The following is a 9,729-nucleotide window of genomic DNA, read 5'->3' on the forward strand; positions in this document are numbered from 1 at the left end:
GGGCGAGGAGCACATCCGCACTGCGTTTCCACCATGCGCCCCCGAGTGCTCGGAACGGACAACCGGGAAGCATGCGACACCCCAGATCCCGGTGAATTCAGGGAGCACTCGTCCAGACGGGGGTCATGTACGCGTCGGAGTAGGCCAAGCCGACGGGCTCCCCGTGGGTCAGATGCCGGCCGCCTCCGACAGGTCCCGCTTGATCGCCGCGAGGCGCTCGGCCGCCTGGGCGCGCGCGCCGGGCAGGTCGGCGTGCGAGCCGACCGGGACCACGACCTCCAGGTAGCACTTCAGTTTGGGCTCGGTGCCGCTGGGGCGGACGACGACGCGGGCGCCGTCGAGTGTGTAGCGCAGACCGTCGGTGGGCGGGAGCTTGTCCGTGCCCTTGGTGAGGTCCTCCGAGCGGGTGACGGGAAGGCCCGCGAGACGGGTCGGGGGCTCCTCGCGCAGGCGCCGCATCGCGTTCGCGATGACCGACAGGTCCTCGACGCGGACCGAGAGCTGGTCCGTGGCGTGCAGGCCGTGCTCGACGGCGAGGTCGTCCAGGAGGTCGAGGAGGGTACGGCCCTCCGACTTCAGCTGTGAGGCGAGCTCGGTGATCAGCAGGGCGGCGGTGATCCCGTCCTTGTCCCGTACGCCGTCCGGGTCGACGCAGTAGCCGAGCGCCTCCTCGTAGCCGTAGCGCAGACCGTCCACGCGGGCGATCCACTTGAAGCCGGTGAGGGTCTCCTCGTAGGGCAGGCCCGCCTTCTCGGCGATACGGCCGAGGAGGGACGAGGAGACGATCGACTCGGCGAACGTGCCGCTGACCCCGCGGTGGACCAGGTGCGTGGCGAGCAGGGCGCCCACCTCGTCGCCGCGCAGCATGCGCCAGTCGGCGCCGTCCTTGACGGCGACGGCGCAGCGGTCGGCGTCGGGGTCGTTGGCGATCACGAGGTCGGGATCCGTCGCGCGGGCCTGCGCGAAGGCGAGGTCCATGGCGCCCGGCTCTTCCGGGTTGGGGAAGGCGACGGTCGGGAAGTCCGGGTCGGGTTCCGCCTGCTCGGCGACCAGCACCGGAGCGGGGAAACCGGCCCGGGCGAACGCGGCGAGGAGGACGTCCTTGCCCACGCCGTGCATCGCCGTGTAGACCGTGCGGGCGGTGCGCGGGGAGCCGTCGGACAGGACGGCGTCCGTACGGGCCAGATAGGCGTCGAGGACGCTGTCGTCCAGCACCTCCCAGCCGGACTCGGGGCGCGGGACGGCGGTGAGGGTGGTGACCGCGTCGATCTCGGCCGCGATCTCGGCGTCGGCGGGGGGCACGATCTGGGAGCCGTCGCCGAGGTAGACCTTGTAGCCGTTGTCGCGGGGCGGGTTGTGGCTGGCGGTGACCTCCACGCCGGCGACCGCGCCGAGGTGCCGGATGGCGAAGGCGAGCACGGGGGTGGGCAGCGGGCGGGGCAGGACGGCCGCGCGCAGACCCGCGCCCGTCATGACGGCCGCGGTGTCCCGGGCGAAGTCGGCGGACTTGTGGCGGGCGTCGTAGCCGATGACCACGAGGCCGTCGCCCTGGCCCTTGGACTTGAGGTCCGCGGCGAGACCGGCGGCGGCGCGGATGACCACCGAGCGGTTCATGCGCATGGGGCCGGCGCCCAGTTCGCCGCGGAGTCCGGCGGTGCCGAACTGGAGGGTGCCGCCGAAACGTGCGGCGAGCTCGGCGTGGTCCCCGGCGTCGATGAGCTTGGCGAGCTCCTCACGGGTCTCCGCGTCGGGGTCCTCGGCCAGCCACGCCTGGGCCCGTGCGATGAGTTCGTCCTGCACGTCGGGTCAACCTCTCGTTGTGTGTCAGTGGGGGCATGGGTGGCATCGCCCGCGGGGACCCGTCGGAAACGCCCGAGGGCCCGCGGGGCACCCGCCGGTGAGGACGGGTACCCCCGCCCGGTCGTTCGCCCTCGGGGGGCGAGCGACCGGGCGGGGGTGGTGTGCCGCATCCTCTTCCCGCTCGGGCCCCGGTGGGCGGGCCCGGGGACGACCGTAGGTGCCGGGGTGCCGGTGGTGTCCTACAGGCGGTTCAGCACCTGGGCGAGCAGGGTCCCCATGCGCGCGGCGCTGTCGCGGCCCGCCTGGAGGACCTCCTCGTGGTTCAGCGGCTCGCCCGTCATACCGGCGGCAAGGTTCGTGACCAGGGAGATGCCGAGGACCTCGGCGCCCGCCTCGCGTGCGGCGATCGCCTCGAGAACCGTGGACATGCCCACCAGGTCCGCGCCGATGGTGCGGGCCATGCGGATCTCCGCCGGCGTCTCGTAGTGCGGGCCGGTGAACTGCGCGTAGACGCCCTCTTCGAGGGAGGGGTCGATCTCCTTGCACAGGGTGCGCAGGCGCTGCGAGTACAGGTCGGTCAGGTCGACGAAGTTGGCGCCGACGATCGGGGAGGTCGCAGTCAGGTTGATGTGGTCGCTGATCAGGACCGGCTGGCCGGGACGCATGGTCTCGCGCAGACCGCCGCACCCGTTGGTGAGGACGATCGTCTTGGCGCCGGCGGCGACGGCGGTGCGGACGCCGTGCGCGACGGCGGCCACGCCGCGGCCCTCGTAGTAGTGCGTGCGGCCCAGGAAGACCAGGGCGCGCTTGTCGCCGAGCTTGTACGAGCGGATCTTGCCGCCGTGTCCCTCGACGGCCGGCGGCGGGAAGCCGGGCAGCTCGGTGACGGGGAACTCGGCCTCGGCCTCACCGAGGGCATCGACGGCCGGCGCCCAGCCGGAGCCCATCACGAGGGCGACGTCGTGGGTCTCGGCACCGGTGAGCTCCCGCAGGCGCGCGGCGGCGGTGTCGGCGGCGGCGTAGGGGTCGCCCTGGATGTCGTCCGGAAGAAGAGATGCGTTCACGCGCAAGAGGGTAGCCGGTTCCGGCCTACGCGCGTAGATGACGGAGGTCACGGGAATGCGATCGTTGTCTTGTCGTTTCCCACGAAGAGAGGGCCGGGGGAGCTCGGGGGCCGGGAGACCCGGTGGCAGGGCCGGTCAGTCCTCGTCCGCGATGACGACGTCCTTGTCGTTGAAGACCTCGACGATGAAGACCAGCAGGCGGCCCAGGCTGATCGTGTACTCGACCAGGATGTTCTGGGTGAGCCGGACCGTGCGGTCGTCACCCGTGGAGCTTATGGCGCGGGACGCGGGGAGGAAGGGGTCGCGGGCCAGCACGGCGATGCCCTTGTCGAACGCGGCCCGCTGCCGGTCGTCGAGGCGGTCACGGACCGTGGCGGCCTGCTCGGTGTAGAAGACCTGGTAGGTGCGCGTGCCGCCGGTCATGGCGCTCTCCCGTTCATGCGTCCGCTGCACTCGAGTGTAGGTACGGGGCCTGGTCAGCAGGGCCGCTTGCGCAGCTCCATCACGTAATCGTGTGGCGCCCCGGCCGACTCCGCCGCGTCCGCGACCTCGCCCAGGTAGCGGGCCGACGGAAGGCCGCCCTCGTAGCCGTTCAGGACGTAGGCCCAGGCCGACTCCTCGCCCTCCAGTGTGTGCACGCGGACCCGTAGCCGGCGGTATATGTCGAGGCCCACGCCCTCCCAGCGGTCCAGGGAGTCCTCGTCCATGGGCGCGATGTCGTACAGCGCGACGAAGACCTGCGACAGCGGGTCCTCGACGATCGTCGCGAGGGCGCCCTCCCAGCCCATGTGCTCGCCCCCGAAGGTCAGCCGCCAGCCGTCGAGCCAGCCGGTGGCGCGCATCGGCGAATGGGGTGCGCGGCGGGTCATCAGCCGCGCGTCGAGGTTGCCGGCGTACGCGGCGTAGAGCGACATGGAGACGAGGGTACGACAGCGTCTCGACGGCCACTTCTGTAACAGAAGTACCAGCGGCCGCCCCCGGAGGAGACGCACCCCGAACGTGCGGGACAATGGGGTACGTGACTCGGATCGTGATCATCGGCGGCGGACCCGGCGGATACGAAGCGGCTCTGGTGGCCGCACAGCTCGGCGCGGAGGTGACCGTCGTCGACTGCGACGGTCTCGGCGGGGCGTCGGTGCTGACCGACTGCGTGCCGTCGAAGACCCTCATCGCGACGGCCGAGGTGATGACCACCTTCGACTCGTCGTACCAGGAGCTGGGCATCATCGTCGCGGACGACACCCCGCCCCTGGAGCAGGCCGCCCGGGTCGTCGGCGTCGATCTCGGGAAGGTCAACCGACGGGTGAAGCGCCTCGCGCTCGCCCAGTCCCACGACATCACCGCGTCCGTCACGCGCGCCGGCGCCCGGGTCGTGCGCGGCCGCGGCCGGCTGGAGGGCATGCAGGCCCTGGACGGGTCGCGCAAGGTCGTCGTACGGGCCGCGGACGGCAGCGAGGAGACCCTCACCGCCGACGCCGTGCTCATCGCCACCGGCGGTCACCCGCGCGAGCTGCCCGACGCCCAGCCGGACGGGGAGCGCATCCTCAACTGGACCCAGGTCTACGACCTCGACGAGCTGCCCGAGGAGCTCATCGTCGTCGGTTCCGGTGTCACCGGTGCCGAGTTCGCCGGCGCTTACCAGGCGCTCGGCTCCAAGGTCACCCTCGTCTCCTCGCGCGACCGTGTGCTGCCCGGCGAGGACCCCGACGCCGCCGCCGTCCTGGAGGACGTCTTCCGGCGCCGGGGCATGAACGTCATGGCCCGCTCGCGTGCGCAGTCCGCCAAGCGGGTCGGCGACCGGGTCGAGGTCACGCTCGCCGACGGCCGCGTGATCACCGGCTCGCACTGCCTCATGGCGGTCGGCGCGATACCCAACAGCAGCGGGATGGGCCTGGAGGAGGCCGGCGTCAAGCTGCGCGAGTCCGGTCACATATGGACCGACAAGGTCTCCCGTACGACGGCTCCGGGCGTGTACGCCGCCGGTGACGTCACCGGTGTCTTCGCCCTCGCGTCGGTCGCCGCCATGCAGGGACGCATCGCCATGTACCACTTCCTCGGCGACGCGGTGGCCCCGCTCAATCTGAAGACCGTCTCCTCGAACGTCTTCACCGACCCCGAGATCGCCACCGTCGGCTACACGCAGGCCGATGTGGACGCGGGCAAGATCGACGCCCGGGTGGTCAAGCTGCCCCTGCTGCGCAACCCGCGCGCCAAGATGCAGGGCATCCGGGACGGTTTCGTCAAGATCTTCAGCCGGCCCGGCACCGGGATCGTCGTCGGCGGCGTGGTCGTCGCACCGCGCGCGTCGGAACTGATCCATCCCATCTCGATCGCGGTCGACAACAATCTGACGGTCGAACAGATCGCGAACGCCTTCACCGTGTACCCGTCCCTGTCGGGCTCGATTGCCGAGGTGGCACGGCAGTTGCACACCCGGAAGGCGGGCATCGAGGCCTGACGGCCCCTCATGACGTGACCGCAGGTCACAGGCCCTGGACGCGGGGATCGTCGACGGCACGTACGGCACGGGCGCCGGGAGTGGGCACGTATACCACTTTCCGTCCTGCCGTGCGAACAACTTCTGTTATTCGGCGCAAACTGCTGAAAGCAGACGGTCGTTGGGGTTACTGTCAGTTTCGTGTTCGCTGCAGAACGTCGCCAATTGATCCTCGAAATGGTGCGAGCGAACGGTGCCGTGTCGCTCCGTGAGCTCGCCCGCGTCGTCCAGACCTCCGAAGTGACCGTACGGCGGGACGTGCGCGCGCTGGAGGCAGAAGGACTCCTCGACCGCCGGCACGGCGGTGCGGTACTGCCGGGCGGGTTCACGCGGGAGTCCGGCTTTCCGCAGAAGTCCCATCTCGCGACCGCCGAGAAGACCGCCATCGCCGACCTCGCCGCGGGCCTCGTGCAGGAGGGCGAGGCCATCGTGGTGGGGGCCGGGACCACCACGCAGGAGCTGGCGCGCCGGCTCGCGCGGGTACCCGGGCTGACCGTCGTCACCAACTCCCTGCTGGTGGCCCAGGCGTTGGCCCATGCCAATCGCGTGGAGGTCGTGATGACCGGCGGCACCCTGCGCGGTTCCAACTACGCCCTCGTCGGCAGCGGTGCCGAGCAGTCGCTCCAGGGTCTGAGGGTCTCCAAGGCCTTTCTGTCCGGGAGTGGGCTCACCGCCGAGCGCGGGCTGTCCACGTCCAACATGCTGTCGGCCTCCGTCGACCGTGCGCTGGTGCAGGCGGCCGCAGAGGTCGTCGTCCTCGCCGACCACACCAAGCTCGGTACGGACACGATGTTCCAGACCGTGCCGACGGACCTGATCACCCGGCTGGTGACGGACGAGCCGCCCCCGCACGACGACCGCGCGGCCACCGAGTTGCAGGCCCTGGCCGATCAGGGCGTGCAGATCGCGGTCGCCGGGGCGTCAGGAGGCGGTTCCCCGGGGGGCGACACGGCCCCGGCGGGCCGTCAGCCACGCCGTGACGTGGCCCTTCCCGGGCCCCGCCGCGGCCAGGTCGCCGGGGGCGGCCCGCAGTTGCGCAGCGCGACGGTCCTCGGTGAGCCGCCGACGGGAGAGCGGCCACGGGTCGCGGATCTGCGCCGCCGCTAAAGGCGGGTTTCGAAAGTCCCGTCCGGCCCGCGGCGTCTGGTACGGCACCTCGCCGCGTTGTCGGGATCGGCCGCGTACACCCACTACGCGGACGACCCTCCGCCTTGCGATGCGCCGCACCGGACGCCGCGGGCCCGCCCTTCGGGCGGACGACGCTACTTTCGAACACGCCCTGGAGCCGTGCCGGGCGTCGCGAGCCGGCGAACCTCTTCGGTCGCAGCATCAGGGGCTCGCGTTCAACCGCGCCCGCTGCTGTCCAGAGCCGACCGAGTGGTCGCCGCGGCGTCCGACGGACGGGAGCGCCCGGCAGGCCGGACGACCGGCCGCCGGGCGCTCCCGTACGTCGTACCGGTGGTCAGTCCTTGATCTCGCAGATCAGGGCGCCGGAGGTGACGGACGCGCCGATCTCGGCGGTGAGGCCCTTGATGGTGCCCGCCCGGTGCGCGTTCAGGGGCTGCTCCATCTTCATCGCCTCAAGGACGACGACCAGGTCGCCCTCCTTGACCTCCTGGCCCTCCTCGACGGCGACCTTGACGATCGTGCCCTGCATCGGGGAGGCGAGAGCGTCACCGGAGGCCACCGGACCGGACTTCTTGGCCGCGCGGCGCTTGGGCTTCGCGCCGGCCGCCAGGCCCGTGCGGGCCAGGGACATGCCGAGCGACGAGGGCAGCGACACCTCCAGGCGCTTGCCGCCCACCTCGACCACGACAGTCTCGCGGCCCGGCTCCTCCTCGGCGTCCGCGTCGGCGACCGCCGTGAAGGGCTTGATCTCGTTGACGAACTCGGTCTCGATCCACCGGGTGTGCACAGTGAACGGCGCGTCGGAGCCGGTCAGTTCGGGGGCGAACGCCGGGTCCTTGACCACCGCGCGGTGGAACGGGATCGCCGTCGCCATGCCCTCGACCTGGAACTCCTCCAGGGCACGGGAGGCACGCTCCAGCGCCTCCTTGCGGGTGCGGCCCGTGACGATCAGCTTGGCCAGCAGCGAGTCCCACGCCGGGCCGATGACGCTCCCGGACTCCACGCCCGCGTCCAGACGGACACCGGGGCCCGACGGCGGGGCGAACCGGGTCACCGTGCCGGGGGCGGGCAGGAAGTTGCGGCCCGGGTCCTCGCCGTTGATACGGAACTCGAAGGAGTGACCGCGCAGTTCGGGGTCGCCGTAGCCCAGCTCCTCGCCGTCGGCGATGCGGAACATCTCGCGGACCAGGTCGATACCGGCGACCTCCTCGGTGACCGGGTGCTCGACCTGCAGTCGGGTGTTGACCTCCAGGAAGGAGATCGTGCCGTCGTTGCCGACGAGGAACTCGACGGTGCCCGCGCCGACGTAGCCGGCCTCCTTGAGGATGGCCTTCGACGCCCCGTACAGCTCGTCCATCTGCGCCTGGCTCAGGAAGGGGGCCGGGGCCTCCTCGACGAGCTTCTGGTGGCGGCGCTGCAGCGAACAGTCACGGGTGGAGACGACGACCACGTTGCCGTGGCTGTCGGCCAGGCACTGGGTCTCCACATGGCGGGGCCGGTCGAGGTAGCGCTCGACGAAGCACTCGCCGCGGCCGAAGGCGGCCACCGCCTCGCGGACCGCGGACTCGTACAGCTCGGGGACCTCTTCGAGGGTGCGGGCGACCTTCAGACCGCGCCCGCCACCGCCGAAGGCGGCCTTGATGGCGATGGGCAGGCCGTGCTCCTCGGCGAACGCGACGACCTCGTCGGCACCGGACACCGGATCGGGCGTACCGGCGACCAGCGGGGCGCCGGCGCGCTGGGCGATGTGCCGGGCCGCGACCTTGTCGCCGAGGTCTCGGATGGCCTGCGGCGGCGGGCCGATCCAGATCAGCCCGGCGTCCAGGACGGCCTGGGCGAAGTGGGCGTTCTCGGAGAGGAAGCCGTAGCCGGGGTGGACGGCGTCCGCTCCGGAGTCCTTCGCGGCCTGGAGGACCTTCTCGATGTCCAGGTAGCTGGTGGCTGGGGTGTCACCGCCCAGGGCGAACGCCTCGTCCGCCGCGCGGACGTGCAGGGCGTCCCGGTCCGGGTCGGCGTACACGGCCACGCTCGCGATCCCGGCGTCACGGCAGGCCCGGGCGACACGGACAGCGATTTCGCCACGGTTGGCGATCAACACCTTGCGCACGATGGCTCCCTCTCCTTGAAACAAGCCGAGTTTAGGGACTGCCGACACGACGTTTCGACCCGTCCCCAGTGGTGAGCTTGCCCACACGGAGCGTGAAACCAGGCTCACTCAACCTGTGAAATCCCTTGTCGCACCGCCGGACATGGGAATCCACCGGAAAACCCTAGCCCTCCGGTGTGGTCAAGGTCTCTATGAAGTAGTCCTGCCGCCGGTCGTGTTTCTTTGTGGAGTCCCTACTAATGGCCCAACGAAACTTTGCCCCCGTCGGACCTCTTGTCCCCAGGTTTACCCGTTAGTAGCGTTCGCGATGTCTCGAAGGTACTCGGAGTAACACGCAGCGCGCTCGAAGGTGGGTGGAGCCGGTGGTCCGCAGACCGGTGGCATGGATCGTGGCGATGGTCCTCGTTCTGGAGGCGTTCGGCATCGGACTGCTGAACTGGTTCCTGGGCATGGTCGTGGACCGGCAGAACATGTCGCTCGCGGGGCTCGACCCGGATGCGATGTCCGCGTCGTCGAAGGCGGGCGGCGTCGTCTTCGGTCTGTACTTCGCGCTGTGCGGGATCGCCGCCCTGCTGGTGGCGGTGCGCGGCCGCGCACCGTCCGGGTTCTGGCGCATCGTGCTGATCAGCGCCGCCGTGGTGCACGCCGTGCTCGCCGCGTTCACGGTGGGGCTGGTCGGCTGGGGGGCGTTCGCGTTCCTGATGGTCGTGTTCGGGCTGATACTGCTCACCCTCATGACGTACGACCGCCCGGGCGCGAGGAGCGACCGCGAGGGGCAGGCCGGGCCGCGGCCCGGGGAGGGCGGTCCTGGGGACGGCAGGAGCGCTCCGGGGAAGACGGCGGGGCAGGGCGGACCGACGCCGGAGAGCGGCGGACCCGCGCCCGCCACGCCTTGAGGTTCGCGCCCGTCGCCTTGGGGCTCGTGCCCGTCGCCTTGGGGCTCGTGCCCGTCGCGCCCTGAGGCTCGCGCCCGTCACGTGCCCGTCGCGCCCTGAGGCTCGCGCCCGCCACGCGCCCGCCACGCCTTGGGGCTCGCGCCCGTCGCGCCCTGAGGCTCGCGCCCGCCACGCGCCCGCCACGCCTTGGGGCTCGCGCCCGTCGCGCCCTGAGGCTCGCGCCCGCCACGCGCCCGC

8 protein-coding genes are annotated in these 9,729 nt (G+C 71.5%); 3 read left to right on the forward strand and 5 right to left on the reverse strand.

What is annotated here, in order from left to right; genetic code table 11:
* Positions 1–168: 168 nt before the first annotated feature.
* From ACFY2Z_RS06550 to ACFY2Z_RS06565, 4 genes are all read right to left on the reverse strand, one after another.
* Positions 169–1,800 (reverse strand): phospho-sugar mutase, encoded by a 1,632-nt coding sequence (locus tag ACFY2Z_RS06550; RefSeq protein ID WP_390743048.1) that lies wholly within the window; start codon positions 1,798–1,800, stop codon positions 169–171.
* A 239-nt stretch (positions 1,801–2,039) separates the two neighbouring features.
* A complete protein-coding gene (locus ACFY2Z_RS06555) occupies positions 2,040–2,864 on the reverse strand; it encodes a purine-nucleoside phosphorylase (protein ID WP_311701183.1) in 825 nt (274 codons plus the stop codon).
* A 135-nt stretch (positions 2,865–2,999) separates the two neighbouring features.
* Complete coding sequence (locus tag ACFY2Z_RS06560) at positions 3,000–3,287, reverse strand: hypothetical protein (RefSeq protein WP_311701182.1); 288 nt, start codon at positions 3,285–3,287, stop codon at positions 3,000–3,002.
* Between the two features lie 53 nt (positions 3,288–3,340).
* Positions 3,341–3,778 (reverse strand): gamma-glutamylcyclotransferase, encoded by a 438-nt coding sequence (locus tag ACFY2Z_RS06565; RefSeq protein ID WP_390743049.1) that lies wholly within the window; start codon positions 3,776–3,778, stop codon positions 3,341–3,343.
* Positions 3,779–3,873: 95 nt separating this feature from the next.
* On the opposite strand from ACFY2Z_RS06565, the gene ACFY2Z_RS06570 reads away from it, so the two are divergent.
* Together ACFY2Z_RS06570 and ACFY2Z_RS06575 are read left to right on the forward strand one after the other, a co-directional pair.
* On the forward strand, positions 3,874–5,322 hold the full coding sequence (locus tag ACFY2Z_RS06570; protein ID WP_390743050.1) for an NAD(P)H-quinone dehydrogenase: 1,449 nt from the start codon (positions 3,874–3,876) through the stop codon (positions 5,320–5,322).
* 180 nt (positions 5,323–5,502) lie between these two features.
* Positions 5,503–6,468: a DeoR/GlpR family DNA-binding transcription regulator gene (locus tag ACFY2Z_RS06575; RefSeq protein ID WP_390743051.1), complete on the forward strand. Its 966-nt coding sequence runs from the start codon at positions 5,503–5,505 to the stop codon at positions 6,466–6,468.
* Between the two features lie 355 nt (positions 6,469–6,823).
* Here the strand turns inward: ACFY2Z_RS06575 and ACFY2Z_RS06580 are convergent, their stop codons facing one another.
* Positions 6,824–8,596: an acetyl/propionyl/methylcrotonyl-CoA carboxylase subunit alpha gene (locus ACFY2Z_RS06580; RefSeq protein ID WP_390743052.1), complete on the reverse strand. Its 1,773-nt coding sequence runs from the start codon at positions 8,594–8,596 to the stop codon at positions 6,824–6,826.
* A 362-nt stretch (positions 8,597–8,958) separates the two neighbouring features.
* Between ACFY2Z_RS06580 and ACFY2Z_RS06585 the strand changes: the two genes are divergently transcribed.
* Positions 8,959–9,492: a hypothetical protein gene (locus tag ACFY2Z_RS06585; protein WP_390743053.1), complete on the forward strand. Its 534-nt coding sequence runs from the start codon at positions 8,959–8,961 to the stop codon at positions 9,490–9,492.
* Positions 9,493–9,729 lie beyond the last annotated feature (237 nt).

The sequence above is a fragment of the Streptomyces sp. NPDC001222 genome (assembly GCF_042896945.1).
GTDB lineage: Bacteria > Actinomycetota > Actinomycetes > Streptomycetales > Streptomycetaceae > Streptomyces > Streptomyces gibsoniae.

Coding starts and splice junctions, on each gene's coding strand:
- ACFY2Z_RS06560 (WP_311701182.1), bottom strand. CDS start 3,287: ATGACCGGCGGCACGCGCACCTACCAGGTCTTCTACACCGAGCAGGCC.
- ACFY2Z_RS06565 (WP_390743049.1), bottom strand. CDS start 3,778: ATGTCGCTCTACGCCGCGTACGCCGGCAACCTCGACGCGCGGCTGATG.
- ACFY2Z_RS06570 (WP_390743050.1), top strand. CDS start 3,874: ATGGGGTACGTGACTCGGATCGTGATCATCGGCGGCGGACCCGGCGGA.